23 protein-coding genes are annotated in these 23161 nt (G+C 72.1%); 15 read left to right on the top strand and 8 right to left on the bottom strand.

Features of this window, described 5'->3' with window-relative positions; all coding sequences use genetic code 11:
• Positions 1-18: 18 nt before the first annotated feature.
• Positions 19-921 (bottom strand): ornithine cyclodeaminase family protein, encoded by a 903-nt coding sequence (locus tag M8542_RS46075; protein ID WP_257926755.1) that lies wholly within the window; start codon positions 919-921, stop codon positions 19-21.
• 43 nt (positions 922-964) lie between these two features.
• On the opposite strand from M8542_RS46075, the gene M8542_RS46070 reads away from it, so the two are divergent.
• Genes M8542_RS46070 through M8542_RS46060 form a run of 3 tightly spaced genes read left to right on the top strand, consistent with a single transcriptional unit; the run spans position 965 to position 2918 of the window.
• Positions 965-1576 (top strand): pentapeptide repeat-containing protein, encoded by a 612-nt coding sequence (locus M8542_RS46070; protein WP_257926754.1) that lies wholly within the window; start codon positions 965-967, stop codon positions 1574-1576.
• Between the two features lie 29 nt (positions 1577-1605).
• Positions 1606-2205, top strand: a complete 600-nt coding sequence (locus tag M8542_RS46065; RefSeq protein ID WP_257926753.1) for a sulfite oxidase-like oxidoreductase — start codon at positions 1606-1608, stop codon at positions 2203-2205.
• Complete coding sequence (locus M8542_RS46060; RefSeq protein ID WP_257926752.1) at positions 2175-2918, top strand: ferredoxin reductase; 744 nt, start codon at positions 2175-2177, stop codon at positions 2916-2918. Before M8542_RS46065 ends, M8542_RS46060 begins: the two co-directional genes overlap by 31 nt.
• Positions 2919-2927: 9 nt before the next feature.
• Here M8542_RS46060 and M8542_RS46055 read toward each other — a convergent pair whose 3' ends face one another.
• From M8542_RS46055 to M8542_RS46040, 4 genes are all read right to left on the bottom strand, one after another.
• Positions 2928-3374 (bottom strand): hypothetical protein, encoded by a 447-nt coding sequence (locus M8542_RS46055; protein ID WP_257926751.1) that lies wholly within the window; start codon positions 3372-3374, stop codon positions 2928-2930.
• A 147-nt stretch (positions 3375-3521) separates the two neighbouring features.
• The gene (locus tag M8542_RS46050; protein WP_257926750.1) at positions 3522-3998 is read right to left on the bottom strand and encodes a hypothetical protein; all 477 of its coding nucleotides are present in this window, start codon (positions 3996-3998) and stop codon (positions 3522-3524) included.
• Between the two features lie 29 nt (positions 3999-4027).
• Positions 4028-6616, bottom strand: a complete 2589-nt coding sequence (locus tag M8542_RS46045) for a helix-turn-helix transcriptional regulator (RefSeq protein WP_257926749.1) — start codon at positions 6614-6616, stop codon at positions 4028-4030.
• On the bottom strand, positions 6613-7743 hold the full coding sequence (locus M8542_RS46040) for an Hsp70 family protein (RefSeq protein WP_257926748.1): 1131 nt from the start codon (positions 7741-7743) through the stop codon (positions 6613-6615). The genes M8542_RS46045 and M8542_RS46040 overlap by 4 nt, the downstream gene beginning before the upstream one ends.
• A gap of 301 nt (positions 7744-8044) precedes the next feature.
• Between M8542_RS46040 and M8542_RS46035 the strand changes: the two genes are divergently transcribed.
• The 3 genes from M8542_RS46035 (at position 8045) to M8542_RS46025 (ending at position 12140) form a co-directional block, all read left to right on the top strand.
• Positions 8045-9055, top strand: a complete 1011-nt coding sequence (locus tag M8542_RS46035) for an IniB N-terminal domain-containing protein (RefSeq protein WP_257926747.1) — start codon at positions 8045-8047, stop codon at positions 9053-9055.
• Between the two features lie 101 nt (positions 9056-9156).
• Positions 9157-10941, top strand: a complete 1785-nt coding sequence (locus M8542_RS46030; RefSeq protein ID WP_257926746.1) for a P-loop NTPase family protein — start codon at positions 9157-9159, stop codon at positions 10939-10941.
• Positions 10938-12140, top strand: coding sequence for a GTPase (locus tag M8542_RS46025; RefSeq protein ID WP_257926745.1), 1203 nt, complete (start codon positions 10938-10940; stop codon positions 12138-12140). The genes M8542_RS46030 and M8542_RS46025 overlap by 4 nt, the downstream gene beginning before the upstream one ends.
• A 262-nt stretch (positions 12141-12402) precedes the next feature.
• Here the strand turns inward: M8542_RS46025 and M8542_RS46015 are convergent, their stop codons facing one another.
• Complete coding sequence (locus M8542_RS46015; RefSeq protein WP_257926744.1) at positions 12403-12789, bottom strand: RidA family protein; 387 nt, start codon at positions 12787-12789, stop codon at positions 12403-12405.
• A gap of 92 nt (positions 12790-12881) precedes the next feature.
• Here M8542_RS46015 and M8542_RS46010 point away from each other — a divergent pair, with 92 nt between their 5' ends.
• The 3 genes from M8542_RS46010 (at position 12882) to M8542_RS46000 (ending at position 15384) form a co-directional block, all read left to right on the top strand.
• Positions 12882-13244: a winged helix-turn-helix transcriptional regulator gene (locus M8542_RS46010; RefSeq protein WP_257926743.1), complete on the top strand. Its 363-nt coding sequence runs from the start codon at positions 12882-12884 to the stop codon at positions 13242-13244.
• A gap of 65 nt (positions 13245-13309) precedes the next feature.
• Entirely contained in the window at positions 13310-14842 is a 1533-nt protein-coding gene (locus M8542_RS46005) for an acyl-CoA synthetase (RefSeq protein ID WP_257926742.1), read from the top strand.
• Entirely contained in the window at positions 14842-15384 is a 543-nt protein-coding gene (locus M8542_RS46000) for a TetR/AcrR family transcriptional regulator (protein ID WP_257926741.1), read from the top strand. Before M8542_RS46005 ends, M8542_RS46000 begins: the two co-directional genes overlap by 1 nt.
• Here M8542_RS46000 and M8542_RS45995 read toward each other — a convergent pair.
• Positions 15381-15776 (bottom strand): TIGR03618 family F420-dependent PPOX class oxidoreductase, encoded by a 396-nt coding sequence (locus tag M8542_RS45995; RefSeq protein ID WP_257926740.1) that lies wholly within the window; start codon positions 15774-15776, stop codon positions 15381-15383. The genes M8542_RS46000 and M8542_RS45995 overlap by 4 nt on opposite strands.
• Positions 15777-15931: 155 nt before the next feature.
• Here M8542_RS45995 and M8542_RS45990 point away from each other — a divergent pair, with 155 nt between their 5' ends.
• Positions 15932-17137, top strand: coding sequence for a family 8 glycosyl hydrolase (locus M8542_RS45990; RefSeq protein ID WP_257926739.1), 1206 nt, complete (start codon positions 15932-15934; stop codon positions 17135-17137).
• Positions 17138-17203: 66 nt separating this feature from the next.
• Positions 17204-17785 carry a riboflavin biosynthesis intermediates N-glycosidase gene (ybiA, locus tag M8542_RS45985; RefSeq protein ID WP_257926738.1) on the top strand — a complete coding sequence of 194 codons (582 nt, stop codon included), beginning with the start codon at positions 17204-17206 and terminating at the stop codon, positions 17783-17785.
• On the opposite strand, the gene M8542_RS45980 is transcribed toward ybiA, so the two are convergent.
• Complete coding sequence (locus M8542_RS45980) at positions 17746-18729, bottom strand: Gfo/Idh/MocA family protein (RefSeq protein WP_257926737.1); 984 nt, start codon at positions 18727-18729, stop codon at positions 17746-17748. The genes ybiA and M8542_RS45980 overlap by 40 nt on opposite strands.
• A gap of 95 nt (positions 18730-18824) precedes the next feature.
• On the opposite strand from M8542_RS45980, the gene M8542_RS45975 reads away from it, so the two are divergent.
• From M8542_RS45975 to M8542_RS45960, 4 genes are read left to right on the top strand one after another with little or no spacing between them, the layout of a single operon-like run.
• A complete protein-coding gene (locus tag M8542_RS45975) occupies positions 18825-19772 on the top strand; it encodes an ABC transporter substrate-binding protein (RefSeq protein WP_257926736.1) in 948 nt (315 codons plus the stop codon).
• The gene (locus M8542_RS45970) at positions 19759-20637 is read left to right on the top strand and encodes an amino acid ABC transporter permease (RefSeq protein ID WP_257926735.1); all 879 of its coding nucleotides are present in this window, start codon (positions 19759-19761) and stop codon (positions 20635-20637) included. The genes M8542_RS45975 and M8542_RS45970 overlap by 14 nt, the downstream gene beginning before the upstream one ends.
• A complete protein-coding gene (locus tag M8542_RS45965; protein WP_308210342.1) occupies positions 20630-21397 on the top strand; it encodes an amino acid ABC transporter ATP-binding protein in 768 nt (255 codons plus the stop codon). The genes M8542_RS45970 and M8542_RS45965 overlap by 8 nt, the downstream gene beginning before the upstream one ends.
• The gene (locus M8542_RS45960) at positions 21394-23112 is read left to right on the top strand and encodes an aminotransferase class V-fold PLP-dependent enzyme (RefSeq protein ID WP_257926734.1); all 1719 of its coding nucleotides are present in this window, start codon (positions 21394-21396) and stop codon (positions 23110-23112) included. Before M8542_RS45965 ends, M8542_RS45960 begins: the two co-directional genes overlap by 4 nt.
• Positions 23113-23161 lie beyond the last annotated feature (49 nt).

Here is a 23161-nt window from a genome sequence, read left to right as displayed (position 1 = left end):
GTCCCGCGCCCACCTCGGTCAGCGCGGTCCGGCGTCACCCAGCAACCGCGCGATGGCCCAGTCCTGCACCGCCAGCCCCACGGACTTGAACACCGTCCGCCCACCGACCACAGGAGGTGTCCGCAGCGCAGCACCAAGCTCGACCAGCGACGTCCGTTCGAGCAATCCACTCTCCACAGCGTGGATCACCTCGCCGGCCTCCTCGAGCACAGCCTCGACCTGATCCACGACCACACACTCGGCCGTGGCGAGCAGCTCGGCCGGAAGCTCCCGCATGGAAGGCAGGTAAGACCCGATCGCGTTGACGTGAACCCGCTCCGGCAGGTCGTCCACATCGAACAGAGGAGTCGAAGACGAGGTAGCACAACAGACGATCTCCGCATCCGAAACCGCGTCGGCGGCGGACGTCGCGACCCGGGTCGCGATGCCCGGGAACTCGGCGCCCACCCGCTCCGCGAACGCGAGCGCGCGCGACGAGTCGCGGCCGAACACCGCCAGGGCGGTCACCGGGCGCACCGCGGCCACCGCGCGCACCTGGTCGGCAGCCTGCGCTCCGGTGCCGAGCAGGGCGAGCCGGCTCGCGGACGGTGGTGCCAGGAGGTCCGTCGCGACGCCGGAAGCGGCGCCCGTGCGCAGCGTGGTCACCTCGATCGCGTCCGCGACCACCTGGCCCGCCTCGGTGTTCCACATCAGCGTCCCGACGATCATCGGCGTCCGGCCGGCGACGAGGCTGAGCGTCTTCACGACCGTCGTCGACGTCGGTGTGTGGCAGGCGCTCATCACCAGCGTCGTGCCGCCGCCGAAGGACAACCGTTGCGGCACCTGGAAACGACCCGCGGCGAGCTCGGCGAACGCCTCCCGCACCGCGTCCACCGCGGCAGTCATCGGCACGGCGGCCCGGACGGCGTGCGCGTCAAGCATGTGTGGCCCCTTCGGCGTCGGCAACTGCCGCTAGCCTGACGGGGTGCCCGATGCCACGCAAGATCCACCCGTCGAAGAACAGCGGTTCCGCGGTGACGACTGGTACGGCGAAGAGCTCACCGGACGGCACTACGTGCGTTGCGAGTTCCTCGAGGTCGACTTCTCGGAGGCGGTCACGCGGAACTCGGTCTTCACCGACTGCGTGTTCGGCAACGTGCGCTTCAACGCGTCGCGGCACGAGGACTCGGCCTTCACCGGCTGCTCCTTCAAACGGTGCAACTTCTTCGACGCCGAGTTCACCGGGTGCAAGCTCGTCGGCGCCACGTTCACCGAGTGCGAGCTTCGCCCGCTCCGGGTCACCGGCGGCGACTGGTCGTTCGCCGGGCTGGCGGGCGCCGACCTGCGGTCGGTGGGGTTCCACCAGGTGCGGATGCGCGAGGCCGACCTCACCGGGGCGAACTGCGCCGACGCCGTGTTCGCCGACGTCGACCTGTCGGCGGCGATGCTGCACGCCGTCAAGCTGCCGCGCGCGGACCTGCGGGGCAGTGACCTCTCGGCGCTCGACGTGGCGAACGCCGACCTGGCCGGCGCGATCGTGTCACCCGAACAGGCTGCGGTGCTCGTCACGTCGCTCGGACTGCGCGTGCGGGCGTAGGCTCGGCGCGAGGTGGGAAGGAGAGCCGCATGGGTGTCGTGACCCCGGGTTTCCGCGGCCGGGCTCGCAGCGGGAACCCGCGCCTGCCACCCGGGCAGTACCTGGCCGAAGACTTCCCGGTGCTGTCGGCGGGACCGACGCCGCGCGTGCGCACCGAGACGTGGGAGTTCACGGTCACCGCCGAGACCGGCGAGAAGCACACCTGGAACTGGGCCGAGCTGATGGCCCTGCCGAGCGAGAAGCCCACTGTGGACATCCACTGCGTCACCCAGTGGTCCAAACTGGACACTCGCTGGCGCGGCGTCTCGCTGGACACCCTGATCGGCGGCCTCACCACCGAGGCCGACTACGTCATGGTGCACTCCTACGGCGGCTACACCACGAACCTGCCGCTGGCCGACCTGCTCGACGGCCAGGCCTGGATCGCCCACGAGTACGGCGGCAAGCCCCTGACCCCCGAACACGGCGGTCCCGCGCGGCTGCTCGTGCCGCACCTCTACTTCTGGAAGTCCGCGAAGTGGGTGCGGGGGCTGGAACTGAAGACCCGGGACGAGCCGGGGTTCTGGGAGAACGTCGGCTACCACGACTACGGGGATCCATGGCGCGAACAGCGTTATCAGGGCGACTAGCCTGGCGGGTCGCCCGCCTGGCCGAGATCCGCGAAGAGACCCCGACGGCCCGCACGCTGGTCTTCGACATCCCGGGTTGGCCGGGGCACCTGGCGGGCCAGCACGTCGACGTCCGCCTCACGGCCGCGGACGGTTACCGGGCCCAACGCAGCTACTCACTGGCGGCCCCGGCCGACGGCGACCGGGTGGAGCTGACGATCCAGCGCGTCCCGGACGGTGAGGTGTCGGAGCACCTGACGGGCCCGTACGCGATCGGCGACCCGGTGGAGATCCGCGGCCCGGTGGGCGGCTGGTTCGTCTGGCGCCCGACGGCCCCGGAGCCGGTGCTGCTGGTCGCGGGCGGCTCGGGCATCGTGCCGTTGATGGCGATGATCCGCGCCCGCCGCGCGGCGGGCGTCCGCACGCCGTTCAAGCTGATCTACTCGCTGCGCACGCCGGCCGAGCAGTACTACGCGGACGAGCTGCGGACGCCGGTGGCGGGCCTGGACATCACGTACGTCCACACGCGCGAGCTCCCGGAGGGCCGCCCGGGAATCCCCCGCCGAATAGACGTGGCAACGCTGAACACCGCGGCCTGGCCGCCGGAGTTCGGCCCGGCGTGCTTCGTGTGCGGCCCGACGGGCTTCGTCGAGACGGTGGCGGACATCCTGGTGGCCTTGGGCCACGATCCGCACCGGATCCGAACGGAGCGGTTCGGCCCCAGCCGAGACTGAGTCCCGGCGCTACCCGCGGTGAGCCTCGAGCTGCACATCCGCGACTCGCCGCAGCTCCCGCGCCCGCGCCTCCACCTCGTCCAACGACTCCGCCGCGGCCAGCGCCGCGTCGACGGCGCCGTTCATCCACCACGCCGGCCCGGCGCGCAGCACTTCCTCGCCCAAGTCGAACGCCGCCCGAGCGACCTCGACCGGCAGCAGGGGGACGACCGAGAAGCACTCCCGCGCGACCTGGCACCAAAGCCCCGGCATGCTGTTCTCCCGGCCCGCGGGCAACCCGGCCGCCGCCGCGCGCAGGGACTCCCAGGCCGCCACCGGATCCCCGGCCTCGCGCTGCAGCGACGCCAGCTCCCACAGCGCGTAACTGCGGCCGTCCGGCTCCGCGAGAGCCGCCGCTTCCCGCTGCACCGCGATCGCCTCGGTCAGGAACCCCTGCTCCGCCAGGAAAAACCGCACCGTGTTGAGCGTGTCCGCCGTCCGGGGCTCGTCGTCCGCCCAGGCCAGCAGGAAACGGCGGGACGCCGCCGGGTCGCGCAGGGCGCTCGCGTGGTGGGACCACGTCTTCAGGCTCTCCGCCGCCGGATCGTCCGGGAACCGGCGGCGCTAGTCGGCCAGCCACGCGTCCACGTCCGCGTCCGTCCAGCGGACGCGGGCCAGGTGCGCGGACAGCCGATCGTCCGACGCCGTCGCTTCGCGCACCGCCGCGATCCCCGGCGTCAGCAGCAGCTGGTCGCGGTAGCCGAGCGCCGCGTCGAAGCTCAGCTCCTTCGCCTCCCAATGCAGCCAGACGTCCTCGACGCGCCGGTGCTCCGCCACCAGCAACCCGGCCAGGAAGAACACCGTCGGGAAGTAGTTGGCGACCAGCTCGCGGTACCAGTCGATCTGCTGCCGCAGCACGAAGCGCAGCAACGGCAGGTCACCCGGGCGGCGGTCGTACTGCAGGGCCAGCAGCAAGCCGTAACGTGCCGAGGCGTTGCGGTCTCCGGCCGGTCCGGCGTCGAACGCGAACTCCGGCCACGTCGACGAGTCGCGCCGCGCGCGGTATAGCGCACGGCGAGGCCCTTCGAGCAAGCTGTCCACGCCACCAGTGTCCCAGGCGGGACCGACGACTACTGCGCTTCCGGGCGGGACAACAGCTCCCGCAGCGTCGCCAGCAGCTCACGGCGGTCCGCCGCGCCCAGCTTCCCGCGGATCCGGGCCATGTGGTGCTCCACCGTCTTGCCCGAGATGAACAGCTTGCTGCCCGCCTGCTTGTACGTCAGCCCCTCGACGACCAGGCGCGCCACCTCGAGTTCACGCTCACTCAGCGCCGCCAGGCCGGTGCCGGCCGCCGCCGGCTCCGTCGTTCCCGGGTCGCGGCGGGCGGCCGTGCCCTGGAACTGGCGGGCCGCCTCCAACAGCTGGACCATCGCCTTGCGGTCGGACGTCCGGATCGCCGCCTGGCCGGCCAGCCGCGCCGCGTCCCAGCGCAGGCCCAGATCGTGCAGCTCGGCCGCCGCCGCGGCGATCGGGTCCGGGTCGAACCGGCCGCCCAGCACCGCCAGCCAGCCCTGGGCCGCCGTGGCCAGGGCGCTCGGGTGACGGCCGCAGTGGGCGTGGGTCGTCAACGTCGCCAGGTGGGCCTTCGCCGCGTCCGCGTCCTCCAGCGTGATTGCCGCGTGGAGCTCGTGCCAGACCAACGAGACCGTCCACAACGGAGGCTCGCCGAGCCGGGCCAGCAGGTTGTGCGCGCGTTCCAGCTGACCGGACAGCTTCGCGTACGCGCCGGTGCGGGCCGCGGCGATCGCCAGCTCACCCAGCGGCAGCAGCGTGAACAGGTCGGTCTGCTGCCGCATCGACGCCTGGTACGCCCGGTTCCACGACCGCTGCAGCCCGACGAGGTCGCTGGCCCGCCGCGCGAGCCCGAGCTCCAGCGTCGCGAAGAACAGCTCGTCGCGAGCCTCCAACGTCCGCCCGGCGACGGCGTCGCGGTGCTCGGTGGCCGTGGCGAGGTCGCCCGCGGTCATCGCGACCCAGCCCAGCAACAGCCGGTGCCGGGCCTCGAGGAGGTCCCCGCCGGTCCGGCCGGCCAGGGCCCGGGTCAGCACGGACTCCGCCAGCGCCAGCTCCCCGGTGTGCAACGCGGTGAGTGCGGCGAGCGCGGCCGGGCTGTCGGGCAGCAGGGTGCCGCCGAGTGCGGGCTCGAGCATCGCGGCGGCGCCGAGCAGCGTGGACAACGTCTCGGTCGCGCACCCGGCGACCGAATCGGCGATCCCGCTGGCCATCCGGGTCGCCGCCCCGGCGAACAACGTCGGCGCGAGGCCGGGCGAGGGGGAGTCGAGGAGACGGCGGGCGCCCTCGCGGTCGCCGGTGCCGACGAGCGCGATCGCCGCGAAGGCGTCGGCGCCCGCCCAGTCCGCGCCGCCGATTCGCGGGGCGGCGGGCCGGTCGTCGCCAACGGCCCGGCGGGTGCCGAACCAGCCGCCGGACTCGCCGAGGCTCGCGCCGTCAGCGCCGCCGACGGAGGAAGCCGCGCCGGTCCCGGCGTGAGAACCGGCCCGGCCGACGCCGGTCCCGTCGGCGGCGAAAGCAGCCGCGCTCCCTTGAGGCTCCGCACTACGCGACGCCCAGTGGTACAGCTCCGCACTCCGCGCCAGCTCGCCGCGATGCGCCAGCACCGTGGCCGCGATCGCCGCGCCGGCGGCGCGGGTTCCCGGGTCGGCCGCGCCGAGCATGCCGTCGCCCAGCCGCAACGCCGTGTCCAGGTCCCCGGACAACGCCGCCGCGCGAGCCCAGCCCGCGGTGACCGCGGCGGACCGGTCGCCCGCCTCGGCCGCCGCCTCGAACAACTTGGTCGCCAGCCGGGCGTCGGTCGGCAGCGCTTCGCCCGCCGCCGCCGCGAACGCCGCCGCCGCGGACGCGCCGGAGCTGCCCGTACCCAGCAGGGACCGGGCCAGCTCCAGCACCGGGAGGCCGTTGGCCAGCTGCAGCTCCACCAGCCGCTGCACCGTCGTCAGGCGACGCGCCGGCGGGCCGAAGTCGCGGATCGCGGCCGCCGCCAGGGGGAGCAGGGTGTCGTCCGGGCCGAGCAGGCCCGTCGCGCGGGCCGCGTCCACGACCGGCGGGAGCTGCTCGGGGCCGCGGTCCAGCAGCGCGCACAGCAGGTCGAGGTTGCGCCCCGCACCGGCTTCGGCGGCGATCAGGTAGCGCAGGACGTCGTCGTCGAGCTCGTCGAGCTCCGGGCGGAACTCCTCCAGCCGGCCGAGCAACGCGCGCTCGGCCAGCCTCGGCACCCCGCCGCTGCGGGCGTGCAGCTCCGCCGCGGCCGCCGGGTCGGCCGGTGAGCCGGTCACGGCCGACATCAGCCGCGTGACGTCTTCGACGCCCAGGGGGCCGAGCTGCAGCACCGTCCAACCGGACGCGACCGCGGCCGGCCGGTGCGCCACGACGATCGGGCCGTCGGCGCCGGTGAGCAGCTCTTCGAGCTGGTCGGGGCCGAGGCGGTCGGCGTCGTCGACGAGCAGTGCCTCGACGCCGGCGTCCCGGAAGCAGCGGTCGAGCGCGGCGAGCAGCACGCTCTTGCCGTACCCGCCGGGGGCGACGACGGCGAGCCGCAGCGGCGCGGCCGGCTCGGCCGTGACCTGGTCGAGCAGCTGCCGCACCGCGGGGTGCACGGGGACGGCGTGAAGCGGGGGAACCTGCGTCAGCAGTGTGTTCAACAGTGACCTTCACCGGTGGGGGAGCCGGAGTGGGCGCAGTGGCTCGGGGCGGGGGACGGGGCGGGGCCGGCGGTGGCTTCGCGGGCGGTGACGGTGATCGCCACGGCCGAGATCGCCGCGGCGAGCACCAGGATCGCGGCGGCGAGGGGGCGCCGCCGCCGGAACAGGTTCAGCGGGTTCGGGCGTTCGGGTAGCTCGAACGGCGTGATCTCGACCGGCGGCCGGGGTGGCCGCTCGCCGAGCTCACCGAGCGTGTCCACCCGGGGGAGCAGGGTCGTCTCGATGGCGGGGGGTTCCATCGGGGTGGCGCGGTGGTCCGCGCGCAACGCGGCGAGCGCGGCCGCGCCCAGTGCGGTGGTGGCCGGCGGAACCGGTCCCGCGAACACCGGGCACGGCGGCCGGGCCGGCAGCGCGTGCGGTGGGACGTCCCCGCAGAACACCACGCCGGCGAGTCCCTTGGGGGACGTCGACGCCGCGCCGGCGAGCGCGAACAGCGTGCCGAGCGCCGCGGCCGGCGCGACACCTTCGGCGCTGGTGGCCGGCTGCCACCCGCTCGCGCCGGTCGCGGTGGCCAGCGTGACGTGCACGCCGTCGGCGCCGAACTCGCACACGCCGGCCGCCGTCGCGCCCGGGCCGGGGACCGGCAGGTGCGCGCCGAGGGCGGCGATCGAGCCGGGGACCAGCGTGACCGCGGTGAACCCGGCGTTGGCCAGCGCCCGCCGCAGCACGTCACGGCGGTAGGCGCCCCAGTCGCCGGGGTGGGTCAGCACCAGGTGGCGCGGGTCACCGCCGAACAGGTTCGCGGCGTGCTCGGCAATGCCTTCGACGAGCACGGTCGTGAGCACCTCGGGCGGGAACGCCTCGCCTTCGACGAGCATCGGCACGTCGTCGCCGATGCGCCGGTGGAAGCCGGTGAGCAGCCGGGACGGCACCCGGGCGCCCGCCTGCGCGGCCGCGTCGCCGGTGAGCAGGTACCCCTCGTCGTCCAGGAACAACGCGGACGCGGCGGCGGGGGAGCGCTCGCCGAGCCAGAGGGGTTCGGGGTCTTCCCAGCCGGGGCCCAGCCGCCGGCAGGTCGCGGCGTGCGTACGCCCTTGTGCCACATCGATCCCGAGGACGTAGGACAACGGCGCTTCCTCCTCACCTCGCGGGGCCGATCAGGGGATCGAAATCCCCCTAGGGCTCGGGGCATCCTCACCCAAACGGGTTAGTCAAGCAAGTGGTTGGAGGGATTTAACCCAACTGAGTGCGTCTCGGATGAGCCCCTAACTCCCTAACGATGACATATCGATCCCCTATCGGCTGATCGGCCCGCGACTCGGAGTGATCCCCGATGTGCGCTGGGGGGCCGTCTCCCTACCTTGATCACGGAGCACCGGTCCTTGCGGCCGATGCTGTCCCCCGATCACCGGACCAGGAGAAAACCCCATGGACTCCGTGCAGACGTTGCACGACTTCGCCCTGAACCTGCTCAACGACCCGACCGCGCTCGCGGCCTTCGGGACGGACCCGCAGGGCGCCCTCGCCGCCGCCGGGCTCGGTGACGTCAGCGCCGCCGACGTGCACGAGGTCATCCCGCTGGTGCTCGACTTCGTGCCGGTCGACAGCCTCCCGGCCGTCGACTCGCTGCCGCAGCTCGGTGGCCTGTCCTCGTTCGGCACCGACGCCCCGCAGGCGGGCATCCAGGGCGCGATCGACCAGCTCACCGCCCTCACCGCGGGCCTCGGCCTGCCGGCCACCCCGGAGCTGCCGGGTGTCGGCGACCTCGGCGTCGGCGAGCTGCCCGCCGTGGGCCAGCTGCCCGCCGTCGGCGCGCTCCCCGGTGTGAACGACGTCACCAACGCCGCCAACGCGACCGCGCTGGCCGGCAACGTGACCGGCGCCATCCTCGGTGGCGACCTGGCGAGCGGCCTCGACTCGGCCGCCCTCACCAACCTGACCGCGGCCCCGGCCTACCTGACCGACCCGGCTTCGGGCGTCAGCGCCGGCGCGGTCGACCAGGCCACGCACGTCGCCGCCTTCGGCACCGCCGAGACCCAGCAGGTCCTCGCCATCTCCAACGCCGAGGTCCACGACGTCACCAGCAACGTGACCGACGTGACCGACGGCCTCGGCGTGAGCGACGCGGTGAACAACCTCACCGGCCACATCGGCGACTTCTCGGGTGTCCTCCAGGGCGCCGGCGAGTCCGCCCACTCCGCGGGTGGCCACGGCCACAACCCGCTGCACGAGGTCACCAACGTCGTGACCAACGCCACCGGCCTCGACGTCGACCACAACGCCGTGGGCCAGGTCACCGGTGCTGTCGGCGACATCGCCAGCGGCAACGGCTCGGCCGTGCACGACGTCGTCTCCGACGTGTCGGACGTCAGCCACAACGCGCTGGGCAACCTGCACATCGGTGACATCGCGTCGAACGACATCCACCTCGGGCACTGATCCCCGAACCGGTCACCGGTGCCCGTCCCGCGGTCTGGGTGCAGCCGCGGGACGGGCACCCGGTGTGCGCACGGGGAGTAAACCGTGGACACTCGTCCGCTGTGACCGCACCGGCTTGGCTCGAAGTGCTCAACGAGACGCTGGACGCGTGCCGCACGCACGGCCGCGCCGATCTCGCCGAGCGCCTCCGCAGACGTCGTGACGCGCCGACCGGGCAGACCCGGCTCGGCGTCCTCGGCTTCCCCAAACAGGGCAAGGGATACCTGCTCAACGCGGTGCTGAACGCGCCTGTGTGCGCGGTCGGCGACGCCGCGACGCCCGCTGTCCCCACCGAAATCGGCTACGCCGCCGAACCCGCCGCCACCCTGGTCGGCCGCTCCCGGGAACGGATCCCCGTCCCGGTCGACCGCCTCACCGGGGAGCTCGGCGCCCGGCCCGCCGCCACGCTCAGCCGCGTCGAGGTCGGCGTGCCGCGAGAGCTGCTTTCGGCCGGTCTCGTGCTGATCGACACCCCGGCCGTGGGGGACCCGCAGTCCCCGCGCACCGCCGCCGCGCTCGACCTGCTCGCCGAAGCCGACGCGGTGATCCTCGTCTCCGACGCGACCGCGCCGCTGAGCGCCGCCGAGCTCGCGCTGGCCCGGCACGTGCGCACCTGGTGCCCGCACGTCGTGCTGGCGCTCACCAAGATCGACGCCTCCCCGGGGTGGCGCGCGGTCGCCGAACGCAACCGCGGGATGCTCGCCGAGGCGGGGATCGACGCGCCCGTTCTGCCGGTTTCGGCCGTGGTGCGCCAAGCCGCCGCGAAGGCGGGTGACGCGGATCTCAACGCCCGCTCGGGTTTTCCCGAACTGCTCACCTGGATCGCCGAGCAGGCCGCGCGACCCGTGGACCAGTCGCGGGCGCTGCTCGCCGCGGTGGGTGTCCGGGCCGCGGCGACCGAGCTCGTGGAGTCGCTGCGCGACCGCGTCGACACCGCCGCCCAAGACGCCGGGCTCGGCCAGGCGGCGCTGCTGCAGCGCGCGCAACGGCGGGCGGACGACCTGCGGCGGCAGAACACCCGGTGGCAGAACCTGCTTTCCGACGAGATCACCGACCTGATGGGTGACGTCGAATACGACCTGCGCGAGCGGACGCGCAAGATCGTCAACACGATCGACCAGACCTTCGACGAAGGTGACCCGGCGAAGGTCTGGGACGAGTTCGCGCCGTGGCTCGACGGCGCGCTCGCCGAAGCCGTCGAGATCAACTACGCGTGGCTGACCGAACGGGCGCAGTGGACCGCGCAGGCGGTCGCGGCCTGCTTCGGCGCCCAGTACGACCGCGCGCTGCCCGAACTGCCGCTCGACGGCTCGGGGGTGGACAGCCTCGACGACGTCCGGCGGCCGAAGATCGAGAAGTTCAAGATCGGCCAGCAGGCGTTCACGGGCCTGCGGGGCTCGTACGGCGGTGTGCTGATGTTCGGCCTGGTCACCAGCCTGCCCTGGCTGGGCCTGCCGTTGATCAACCCGGTCTCGATCAGCGCCGGCGCGGCGTTCGCCGTCAAGACGATCCGCGACGAGGGCGGGATGCGGCTGCAGCGCCGCCAAGCCGTCGCCAAGCAGGCGGCGCAGCGGCACGTCGACGACGTCTTCCTGCGGTTCAGCAAGGAAACCCGCGACGCGATCCGCGTCGTCCAGCGGCGGCTGCGCGACCACTTCACCGGGCTGGCCGAGGACCTGACCGACGAGCTGACGCGCGAGCGGGAGACGATCCTGGCCGGCTCGGCCGAGCGCGAGCGGCGGACCGGGCACATCCGCAAGGAGATCGACCGGCTGGCCGGCCTGCACCAGCGGGCCGGCGAGCTCGGCACGATCGCCGGGCGGAAGCGGCGGGAGCTTTCGGCGTGACGCAGGACGTCCGCGACCTGCTGCACGCCGCGGCCGGGCTCTACCGCGACGACCCGCGTGCTTCGGCGCTCCTGAACGACTGCCTGAACCGGCTCGAGCAGCCGCTGCGCGTCGCGTTCGCCGGCGCGCCGTCGTCGGGCAAGACGACGCTCGCCGCCGCGCTCGGCGAATGGCCGACGCGCGCGCTGCGGGACCTCGTGCTGCTGGACGACCCCGGCCCGGCCGACGACTTCCCGGACGCGACGGTGCGGCTGGTACGCCACCTCGAGCCGGACGAGCTCGCCGCGGCGCACCCGCCGGGCGGCTCGCCGTTCGCGCGGCAGAGCGCGGTCAACTCGGTGCTGGTGCTGTCCCGGGCCGACGAGGTCGGCGCGGGCCGGATCGACGCGTTGCTCACCGCGAAGCAGCTGGCGCGCCGCGCCTGGCGTGAAGACCCGCTGTGCACGGGGTTCCTGGGCGTCATCGCGGTCGCCGGCCAGCTGGCCTACGGCGGCCGCTCGCTGCGTGAAGACGAGTTCGACCTCCTGGCGGCGTTCGCCGCGGTGCCGCGCGAAGAGCTGGAACGGCACGTGCTTTCGGTGGATTCGTTCACCGATCCGGCGTTCCCTGGCCCGATCACCGTGGAGACGCGCCGGTCGCTGGTGGTGCGGTTCGGGATGTTCGGCGTCCGGCTGGCGCTGACGCTGATCCGCACCGGCTGCGACGAGCCGCTCAAGCTGTCGACCGAGCTGGTCCGCCGCAGTGGTCTCGGCGAGCTGCGCGACACCCTGGCCGGTTGTTTCGTCGCGCGGGCCGAGGCGCTGAAGGCCCGCACGGCGATCATCCGGCTGGAAGCGCTGCTGGCCGCGCACCCCCGCCCGGGCGGCGACCGCCTGGTGTCCCGGGTGGAACGCTTCGCCGCGGCCGCCCACGACTTCCGCGAACTGCGCCTGATCGCCGACATCACCGGCGGCCGCACGGCGTTGTCCGGTGAGCCGGCGGAAGAGGCGATCCGCTTGCTGGGCGCGCAGGGCACGGCCCCGGCGGACCGGCTCGGCCTCGAGCCGGACGCGGACCCGGGCGACATCTACGACGCGGGCCTGGACGCGCTGCGGCGGTGGCGGCACGAGGCGGAGCGCCCGGACCGGCCGCACGCCGAGCGGACGGCCGCGCACGTCGTGGTGCGCTCGACCGAGGGCCTGCTGTCGTTGTTCGCCTAGGCGGGTCCTGTAGGCGGCGCTACGGACCGTGGAAAACAGCGCATGAGCGACTGCGGTTGTGGACCAAGGACGGCACCTGGAACAAGATCCTCGACCGGGTGATCGTTAAAGACGACGTGTTCGCATCCCTCGACCCGGGAGGCGATGCGGGACCGGCGGATCAGCTTCGTCGGCCCGGAGCGGGACGATCAGATCGCCCGCCGCGTCGCCAAGGGTTCTCGCGGCGATCATGCTCTGGCTCCGATGACTTACCGGACACCGCCTAAAGCACCGCGGTGGCTTCGACCTCGACGAGGTGCTCGGGAACGTCGAGCGCGGCGACGCCGATCAGGGTGGCCGGCGGTTTCGCGGTGGTGCCCAGCTTCTCCGTGGCACGCGCGATCCCGGCGAGGAGCTCGGGCATCTTGTCCGGCGTCCAGCCGACGACGTAGCAGGTCAGTTTCGCTACGTCGTCGAACGAACCGCCGGCCGCGGCCACGGCGGCGGCGACGTTGAGGTAGCACTGCTCGACCTGTGCGGCGAGGCCGCTTCCGGCCGCCCAGTCGACCTGTCCCGCGACGAAGACGAGCTTCGTCCCCGAGGCGATCGAGACCTGGTGGTAGACCTCGATTTCCGTGAGCTTCGCGGGATTCAGCAGGGTGACAGCCACTTTTCCTCCGTGGTCTCTTGTGGTTACCCAGGAACCGTAGGAGAGTGTCGGACGGTGCGGAAGAAGGCACTTTCCGGTGACGGGGGAACCAGATGGTGACCAAGCAGGACGCGGACCTTTCCCGCGCGGATTCGCTGGCGCGCGAGATCTTCTCCGACGTCGCCAACAAGTGGGCGTTCCTGATCATCGAGACCCTCGGCGACCGCACGCTGCGCTTCAGCGAACTGCGCGACGCGGTCGAGGGCATCAGCCACAAGATGCTCACCCAGAACCTGCGCATGCTGGAGCGCAACGGGCTGGTCGAGCGCGAGGTGCACCCGACCGTGCCGCCGCGGGTCGAGTACACCCTCACCGAGCCGGGGCAGGGGCTGCGCGCGACCGTCGACGCCATGTGCGGGTGGACGCAGCGGTTCCTCGGCGACATCGAGGCGGCCCGGCGCCGGTTCGAAGCTTGACGCTCGGCGGGCCGCGGCGCACCATAGGCCGGTCTATGGTCCAGCGCCGGCCCGAGGAGCACCCGATGCCCGAAGACGTCCGCCCCCGTGTCCGGCTGTTCGGCGACCTCCTGGCGCACTGGGCGCGCGAACGCCCCGGTGACACCGCGCTGATCTTCGGCGACCGGAAGTGGACCTGGGCGGAGTTCGACGAGCGCGTCCGGCGGCTGTCCGGCGCCCTCGCGGCGGCCGGTGTGGGGCGCGGCGACCGCGTCGCGTTCGTCGACAAGAATCACCCCGCCTGCCTGGAGACGACGTTCGCGGCGGCCGGGATCGGCGCGGCCAACGCCGTGGTGAACTGGCGGCTTTCCGGCGACGAACTGGCGTACGTCCTCAACGATTCGGGGGCGAAGGTCGTGTTCGTCGGCGCCGAACTGCGCGCCGCGCTCGACGCGATCCGCGACCGGCTGCCTGCCCTCGAGCGCGTGGTGGTCCTCGACGAGTACGAGTCCTTCCTCGCCGGCGGGGAGTCGCACACCGCGTCCGGGCTCGACGAGGACGACGGCGTCCTGATCATGTACACCAGCGGCACCACGGGCTTCCCCAAGGGCGCGGTGCTGACCCACCGCAGCGTCATCGCGCACGGCCTCGCCGCGGGCACCGCCTTCCCGATCGGCCCGGGTGACGTCAACCTCGTCGCGATGCCGCTGTTCCACGTCGGCGGCAGCTGCTACGCCGTTTCCGGTTTCCTCTACGGCGAACCGTCCTACCTGACCCGCGAGGCGGACGCGGCGTCGCTGTTCGCGGCGGTGCGGGCCGGGATCACGCACGCCTTCCTGGTGCCCGCCGTGGTCGCCGGGATCGCGCAGGCCGGCGAGGCCGCGCTCACGGCGTTCTCGCGGCTGAAGTACCTCTGCTACGGCGCTTCGCCGATGCCGCTCCCGTTGCTGCGCACGGTGCTGGCCGCCTGGCCGGACGTCCGGTTCGCCCAGGTCTACGGCATGACCGAGCTGTCCGGCGCGGTCACGGCCCTGGACCCGGCGGCGCACCGGGACACCACACGCCCGGAACGGCTGGCCTCGGCGGGGACCGCACTGTCCGGTGTGGACATCCGGATCGTCGACCCGGTGACGGCCGAAGACGCGGCGGCCGGCGAGGTGTGGGTGCGCACCGAGCAGCGGATGGCGGGCTACCTCGGCAAGCCCGAGGCGACCGCGGAGACCATTGTGGACGGCTGGGTGCGCACCGGCGATGTCGGGCGCCTCGACGACGGCGGGTTCCTGTTCCTCGAGGACCGCGTCAAGGACATGATCATCACCGGCGGCGAGAACGTGTACTCGCCGGAGGTCGAGCGGGTGGTCGCCGAGTTCCCGGGCGTCGTCGAGGTGGCCGTGATCGGCGTGCCGGACGAGCGCTGGGGCGAGCAGGTCAAGGCCGTCGTCGCCGGCGAGCAGCTCGACGCCGACAAGCTGATGGAGTTCTGCCGCGAGCGCCTGGCCCACTACAAGTGCCCGCGCAGCGTCGACGTCGTGGATGCCTTGCCGCGCAACGCGACGGGAAAGATCCTCAAGCGGTCACTGCGTGCACCCTACTGGCGGGACCGGGACCGGAACGTCTGATGCCTTCGGTGACGCGGCAGGCGTACTTCGACGCCGCGCTGAAGACGTTGGCGGAGCACGGGTTCACCGAGCTGAACGTCGGCCGGCTGTGCCGGTGCCTCGGCGTCACGAGCGGGTCGTTCTACCACCACTTCGGCGGCTGGCCGGGTTTCGTGGACCAGCTGCTGGACCACTGGGAGAACCGGCAGGTGCTGATCCTGCGCGAGCGCGACTTCGGCTCCGTCGGCCCGGCGGCGGACTTCGCCGCGTTGATGGACCTCACGCTCGAGCTGCCGCACGAGGCCGAAGCGGCGATCCGCGCGTGGGCGGCGAACGACGAAACCGTGCGGGCGGCCCAGAAACGCGTCGACTCGGCCCGGCTGCGCACGGTGGGGGCGGCGGTCAAGGGCATCGTCGGCGACGGCGACCTCGCGCGCACGCTGACGTCGCTGGGCATGGCGGTGCTGGTGGGGCACCAGCAGCTGGCCTCGGTGGGGGAGCACAGCGACCTGGCGACGCTGCTGGCGGAGTACGCGCGAGTGGTGCACTCGCGGGCCGGCTAGGCGTTGCCGAGGATCTTGGTCACCGTGATCTCCAGTACCACGCGCCGGGGGTTCGGCTTGGGTTGGCGGTAGCGCGCGGCGTACCGGTTTTCCGCGTCCCGCACGGACTCCGGGTCGTCGCGCAGCACCGCTCGTCCCTCCAATGTGGACCACTTCGGGCCTTCGAGCTGGCAGACCGCGACCGGCACGCCGTCGGCGCCCGCGGCCCGGATCATCCTGGCCTTGACCGACGAGTCGAAGGTGATCACCCGGGCGAGGCCGGTCTCGAAGTCCACGGTCACGCCGACCGCGACGACGTGCGGGGTGCCGTCCGGCCGGACCGTGGTGAGGGTGGCCAGCCGGCGCTCGGTCCAGAACGCGCGGAAGTCGGGGCCGCGGTCGTCGATCTTCATGGGGTCCACGCTAGTCCGTCCGGGCGCGGAACCGGCGGTGAGACCACTCACGGTAATTGTAAGGAAAGTTTCCTAACAGTCTTGACCCGGTCTTGAACCTTCTGTCAGGCTCTGATCGCCCTCGCCGCAGCCAACGATGTCCTTACGGAGGAGCGATGAAGAGGATCGTCCAAGCGGTGGTGGCTTCGGCCGCGCTCGCCGCCGGGCTGCTGAGCGTGCCGGCGACCGCGAACGCGGCGGGCACGCCGTACGTGCCGGGGACCCTCAGACCGTCCGTCTCGCAGGCCGCGCAGGACCAGGCGCTGCAGAAGTACTACGACTTCTGGAAGAAGAACTTCCTCACCACCAAGTGCGGCAGCGGCACCTACGCCGTGCTGTCGAAGGACGCCGACCACGCCTTCGTCGCCGAGGGCGAGGGCTACGGCCTGACGATCTCGGCGATGATGGCCGACAAGGACCCGCAGGCGCGCTCGATCGTCGACGGGATCCTCAAGTTCGTGAAGGCGCACCCGTCGGTCAACAACAAGGACCTGCACGCGGCCGAGCAGAACTCGAGCTGCAAGAGCGTCAACGGCAGTGACTCGGCCACCGACGGCGACCTCGAAATCGCCTACGGCCTGCTGATCGCCGACGTGAAGTGGGGCAGCTCCGGCTCGGTGAACTACAAGGCCGAGGCCGTCCGGATCATCAACGCCATCAAGAAGTCCGAGGTCAACAACAGCACGAAGTTCACGCTGCTGGGCGACTGGGGCAATGACGCGGAGTACAAGAACAGCTCGCGCTCGTCGGACTGGATGCCGGGGCACCTGCGGGCCTTCGCGAAGGCGACCGGCGACAGTTTCTGGGACCAGGTCCGGACCCGGTCGGAGACCGCGGTGAGCCAGCTGCAGTCGTCGTACGCGCCGAACACGGGCCTGCTGCCGGACTTCGTCGTCAACACGAACTCGACGCCGAAGCCGGCGCCGGCGGAGTTCCTGGAGGGTCCGAACGACGGCAAGTACAGCTGGAACGCCTGCCGCGACCCGTGGCGCCTCGGCGCGGACGCGATCACCGCGTCGGGGAGCGCGGCCACGGCGCAGGTGCGCAAGATGAACACGTGGATCAAGTCGGCGACGGGCAGCGACCCGGCCAAGATCCAGAGCGGCTACTCGCTGTCGGGCTCGAAGGTGGAGAGCGGCCAGCACCCGTGCTTCACGGCCCCGTTCGCGGTGGCGGCGATGACGGACGCGGGCAGCCAGGCCTGGCTGGACAAGCTGTGGACGGCGGTCTCGACGTGGTCCCCGGACGCGACGGACTACTACGGGACCGGCATCACGGTCCAGGTGCTGCTGATCCTGTCCGGCAACTACGTGGCCGCGTAGGCGCGGGTCGTCCCGCACCCGGAAATCCGGGTGCGGGACGGCTGCCGCGCGGGTGAGACTGGGGCCATGACCGGTCACCCGCGCAGTGTCGAGGAGCTGACCCGCGCCCTCGACGCGGGGAAGCGGTTCAAGTACGTGTACTTCTGGGGCTACCGCCCACCCCGCGGCGGCGGGGTCGGCGCAGGGTGCTTCAGCCAGTGGTGGCCGGCGCCGTTCGAAGCCGACGGCGTGCGCTTCGCGACCGCTGAGCACTACATGATGTGGCGCAAGGCCCGCCTCTTCGGCGACGACGAGGCGGCCGCCCGGGTGCTGACGGCGGTGCACCCGAAGCAGGCCAAGGACTTCGGCCGCCAGGTCCGCGGGTTCGACGAAGAGACCTGGGTGGCCCACCGCTACAGCATCGTGGTGGCGGCCGGCGCGGCGAAGTTCGCCCAGCACCCCGAGCTGGCGCGGTTCCTGGCGGGGACCGGCGAGCGGGTGCTGGTCGAGGCGAGCCCGGTCGACCGGGTGTGGGGAATCGGCCTGGCCGCGGACGACCCGCGAGCGGAGAAGCCACGTGCGTGGCGAGGGCTCAACCTGCTGGGCTTCGCACTCGCCGACGTCCGAAGTCAGCTCGGCTCGCGCACCGGCAGCCCCGCCGCCCGGTAGATCTCGTCGATCACCGACATCGTCTCCACCGCGTCTTCCGCCGACGTCGGCACCGGGGCACCCGCCAGGACCGCGGCCGCGAACGCCTCCAGCTGGTAGGCGTAGGTCGGGCGGCGGGGGAACTTCTCCGTGCGCCGAGTGTCGCCGATCCGGACGGTGAACCGGTGGTAAGCCTGCGGTGCCAGCGGGTTGAGCACGCTGAGCGTCCCCTTCGAGCCGACCACCTTCGCGCTGATCTTCAGCAGCGACGTCGACCACATCGAGCACGTCACCCGGCCCGTGTGGCCCGAGGGGTACGCGAGCTCCGCCGTCATCGCCCGGTCGACCCGCGGTGACCGCAGCTTCGCCGTCGCCGAGACGACTGAAGGCGTCTCGCCGCCGAACAGCCGGGCCATGTGGACCGCGTAGCAGCCCGCGTCCATCGTCGCGCCGCCCGCCAGGTCGTAGTCGTAGCGGATGTCCGAGAACTTCGGCAGCGGGAAGCAGAACGACACCTCCACCCGCTCGAGGACGCCCAGCTCGCCGGAGGCCACGATCTCCGCCACCCGCAGCGCCAGCGGGTGGTAGCGGTAGTGGAACGCCTCCATCACCACGCGGTCCGACGAAGCCGCCAGCGCCGCGATCTCCCGCGCCTCCGCCGCGTTGGCCGTGAACGGCTTCTCGCACAGCACGTGCTTGCCCGCCTCGAGCGCGGCCCGCGTCCACCGCCCGTGCAGGCCGTTCGGCAGCGGGATGTAGACGGCGTCGACGTCCGGATCCGCCAGCAACGCCTCGTACGAACCGTGCGAAACCGGGATCCCGTGCTTGGCCGCAAACGTTTGCGCCCGCTCGGAGGACCGCGCCGCGACGGCGTGGACCGTGACCGCCGGAAGTGAAGAAGCGGGCTTGACCAGGGCAGCGGGGGCGATGCGAGCCGCCCCCAGGACGCCGATCCGCAGGCTCATGCGCGAAAGCTACTCCAACCCAGATTTCAACAGCCAGTTGACCTCTTCAACAACGAGTTGTACCGTTCCGGCCAGCCGAACAGTGGAGGTCCGTTATGTCCCGTTGTCGTGCTGCACAGGCAGTGCTGCTCGCGAGCGTCGCCGTCCTGGTGGCGGCCTGCGGTGGTGGTCCGGACGGCGCCGGCGGGACGTCGCAGGCCGCCGGCGCGCCCGCGTCCGGCATCCCGGACACCGCCGCGATCGTCCAGGGCGTGCAGAAGGACGCCCAGCTCAACGCCGCGCTGCCGGCCAACGTCAAGCAGGCCGGCCTGCACCTGGCGTCGAACCTGCAGTCCGCGCCCAACAACTTCTACGCCGCCGACGGCAAGACCCCGATCGGCTACGAGGTCGACCTCGCCAAGGCGATCGCGGCCAAGCTCGGCGTCCCCGTCGCCCACCAGGACATGGCGTTCGGCTCGCTGATCACCAGCCTCCAGTCCGGCCGCATCGACCTCACGATGGCCGGCATGAACGACACCAAGACCCGCCAGGCCCAGATCGACTTCGTCGACTACTTCACCTCGGGCATCACGATCATGATCCGCAAGGGCAACCCGGACGGCATCACCGGCCCGGAGACCCTCTGCGGCAAGAACGTCGCCGTCGTGCAGGGCACCAGCCACCAGAAGTTCGCCGAGGCCCAGAGCGCGAAGTGCACGCAGGCCGGCAAGCCCGCGCTGAACGTCACCGCGACCGACAGCGACAACCAGAACCAGAACCAGCTGCGCACCGGCCGCGTCGCCGCCATCCTCAACGACCTGCCCAGCGCCGTCTACATCTCGCGGACCGCGGGTGAGGGCAAGTTCTTCGAGGTCGTCCCCGGTGAGCCGATCGAGGGCGGGCCGTACGGCATCGGCGTCAACAAGCAGAACACCGCGCTGCGCGACTCCGTGCAGAAGGCGCTGCAGGCCCTGATCGCCGACGGCACCTACGGCAAGATCCTGCAGGCCTGGGGTGTCGAGCAGGGCGCGATCAAGGAGGCCGCGGTCAATGGCGGCTCCTGAACCGCTCCCGATCGTCCGCCTGAGGCACTGGGGCCGCTGGGTCGCCGCCGCGATCATCCTGGCCCTGCTCGTGCTGCTGGGCATCGCGCTCGGCAACGCGCAGATCGAGTGGAGCCAGGTCCCGGACTTCGTCTTCTTCAAGGTGATGGCGACCGGCCTGCTCAACACCGTCGTGCTGGCCGTGTTGTCCCAGGCGGTCGCGATCGTGCTCGGCATCGTCATCGCCCTGCTGCGCCGCAGCGCCAACCCGGTCGCGCGGTGGTTCGCCGCCGGCTACATCTGGCTCTTCCGCGGCCTTCCGGTGCTGCTGCAGATCCTGCTCTGGTACAACCTGGCGCTCGTCTTCCCGGTGATCGACATCCCGTTCCTGGTCCACGAGCAGACGAACGTGCTGATCAGCGCGTTCACCGCCGCGTTCCTCGGCCTGGCGCTCAACGAAAGCGCGTACATGGCCGAGATCGTCCGAGCGGGACTCAACAGCGTCGACAACGGACAGACCGAGGCGGCCAAGTCGATCGGCATGACGCCGGCCGCGACGCTGCGCCGGGTCGTGCTGCCGCAGGCGATGCGCGTGATCATCCCGCCGACCGGCAACGACTTCATCAACATGCTCAAGGGCACGTCGATGGCGTCGGTGATCGGCGTGACCGAGCTGATCCACGCGGCCAACAACATCTCGTCGAACAACCTGCTGGTGATGGAGACGCTGCTGGCCGCGGCCGTCTGGTACATGGTCGTGGTGACCGTCGCCGGGGTCGGCCAGCACTACCTGGAACGCTCGTTCGGGCAGGCCGACCGCGGGCCCCTTTCCCGCGCCGGTAAGGCGTTGCGCGGGGTGCCGCTGGTGAGGAGTGCCCGTGTCTGAGCCACTGCTGCGTGCCGTCGGCGTCAAGAAGTCCTACGGCCACACCGAAGTCCTCGGTGGCATCGACCTGGAAGTCCACAAGGGACAGGTCGTCTGCCTGCTCGGCCCGTCCGGCGCCGGGAAGAGCACGTTCCTGCGCTGCATCAACCACCTCGAGACGATCGACGCCGGCCAGATCTGGGTCGACGGCGAGCCGATCGGGTTCCGGCAACGCGGCGGAAAGCTGTACGAACTGCGTGAACGCGACGTCGCCCGTCAGCGGCGTGACATCGGCATGGTGTTCCAGCGGTTCAACCTGTTCGCACACCGGACGGCGCTGGAGAACGTCGTCGAGGGTCCGATCCGGGTGCTCGGCGTGAAACCGGACGAGGCGCGCAAGCAGGGCCTCGAGCTGCTGGACCGCGTCGGGCTCGCACACCGCGCCGACGCCTACCCGGCGCAGCTGTCCGGCGGGCAGCAGCAGCGCGTGGCGATCGCGAGGTCGCTCGCGATGAAGCCCAAGCTGATGCTGTTCGACGAGCCGACGTCCGCGCTCGACCCGGAGCTGGTCGGCGAGGTGCTGGAAGTGATGAGTACGTTGGCGGGGGAGGGGATGACGATGGTCGTCGTGACGCACGAGATGAGCTTCGCCGCGGAGGCCGCCGACGAGGTGGTGTTCCTGGCCGACGGCGCCGTCGTCGAGACCGGGCCGCCCGACCAGGTGCTGAGTGCGCCGAAGCACGAGCGGACCCGGCAGTTCCTGGCGAGGATCCTCGCGTGACGCGGATTTCGCCCCGGTACCTGCTCCAGTTCGACGAGCCCGCCGGCTACCTCGACTTCGCCCGCTTCGGCCCGCCGTCCCACGCGGTCCTCGACACGACGGCCGCGCTGCTCGACCAGGCCACCACCGCCGGTCCGTCCACTGTGGATGAGCTGATGCGGCAGGAGATCCGGGCCAAGGCCGCCGCCGCGCGGCTGTCCGGTTCGGACACCGACCACACGGTCCTGCTGCCCCACACGAGCCTCGGGTTGTTCCAGGCCGCGTTCCACAGCTCCGGCGAGGTGCTCGTCTCGGCGGCGGAGTTCCCGGCCAACACCTACCCGTGGGCCCGCGCCGAACAGGCTGGGCGCCTGCGCGTTCGGCGCCTGAGCAGCGGTCACGTGACGCCGGAGCGCGTCGCGGAAGCGTTGACGCCGGAGATCACCACGGTCAGCGTCAGCGCGGTCGACTTCCGCACCGGCTTCCGCGCCGACCTGGCGGCCCTGCGCGACGTCGTGGGCGACCGGCTGCTGGTCGTCGACGGCATCCAGGGCTTCGGCGTGGTCGACGAGCCGTGGCCGGTCGCCGACGTCCTGGTCGTCGGCGGGCAGAAGTGGCTGCGCGCGGGCTGGGGGACCGGCTTCGCGGTGCTGTCCGATCGCGCCCTGGAGCGGATGGACCCCGTGCTGTCCGGCTGGACCGGCGCGCGTGACCCGGGCCTGTTCGACGACGAGATCCACCCGCCGGACACGACCGCCCAGGCCTGGTCGATCTCGAACCTCAGCCCGATCACGTCCGGCGCGTTCGCCGAGGCCCTCGAACTGGTCGAGGACGCCGGGGTCGGCGCCATCGCGGCACGGATCGCCGAGCGGATCGGGTCCTTCGAGGAGGTGCTGGCGTCGTGCGGCGCCGAGGTCGTCTCGGCTCGTGAACAGCGGGCCGGAATCCTCGCCTTCACCCTGCCCGGCCACCCCGCCGAGCAGGTCGGCGCGGCGCTGGCCGCGGCCGGGATCGCCGCGACCGTGCGGCCGGAGCACGTCCGGCTGTCACCGCACGCGTCGACCCCCGCGGCCGCGGCGGACCTGCTCCGGGAAGCGTTGGAGACGCTGACGAAGCCGCGTGAACCACTGGTCGTCCCGGCGGCGGGCGCGACGACGCACGAGGTGCTCACCGCGCTGGTGCCGGCGATCCCGGGTCTCGCGGCGATGCTCGGGCCGGGCAACGAAGTCCTGCTGCACGACCTGAGCCGGCTGCCGGACTCGATCGTCGCCATCGCGGGCGACCTCACCGGCCGCAACGTCGGCGGGCCGATGACCGACCTGCTGCTCGGCCTCGTCCGCCGCGGCACCACGCAGGACCTGACCAACTACCGCACGCACGGCCCGGACGGGCGCGCGATCCGGTCGTCGACGCTGTTCCTGCGCGACGCCGACGGGATCGCGGTCGGCTGCCTGTGCGTCAACAGCGTCGACGTGTCGGCGCCCGCGAGCGGGAACGGCGAGCCGGAGACTTTCCCACCGGACGTCGACAGCCTGCAACGGTTCCTCGTCGACCGGGCGGTGACCAAGGCCGGGATCCCGGTGGACCTGATGAAGAAGCGGCACAAGGCGGCCGTCGTGCGGGAACTCGACGAGGCCGGTTATTTCCTCATCAAGGACGCCGTCGACCACCTGGCCGGGCGCCTCGACGTCACGCGCTACACGATCTACAACTACCTCAACGAAATCCGCGCCTGAAGCTGCCCGATCGGACCTTGTTTCGTGGTCCGGCCGAGCGGACGATGAC

The sequence above is a fragment of the Amycolatopsis iheyensis genome, assembly GCF_024703995.1.
In the GTDB taxonomy this organism is placed as follows: Bacteria; Actinomycetota; Actinomycetes; order Mycobacteriales; family Pseudonocardiaceae; genus Amycolatopsis; species Amycolatopsis iheyensis.
Note: the sequence above shows the minus strand (reverse complement) of the source record. Positions and strands in the feature narration are given on the sequence as shown.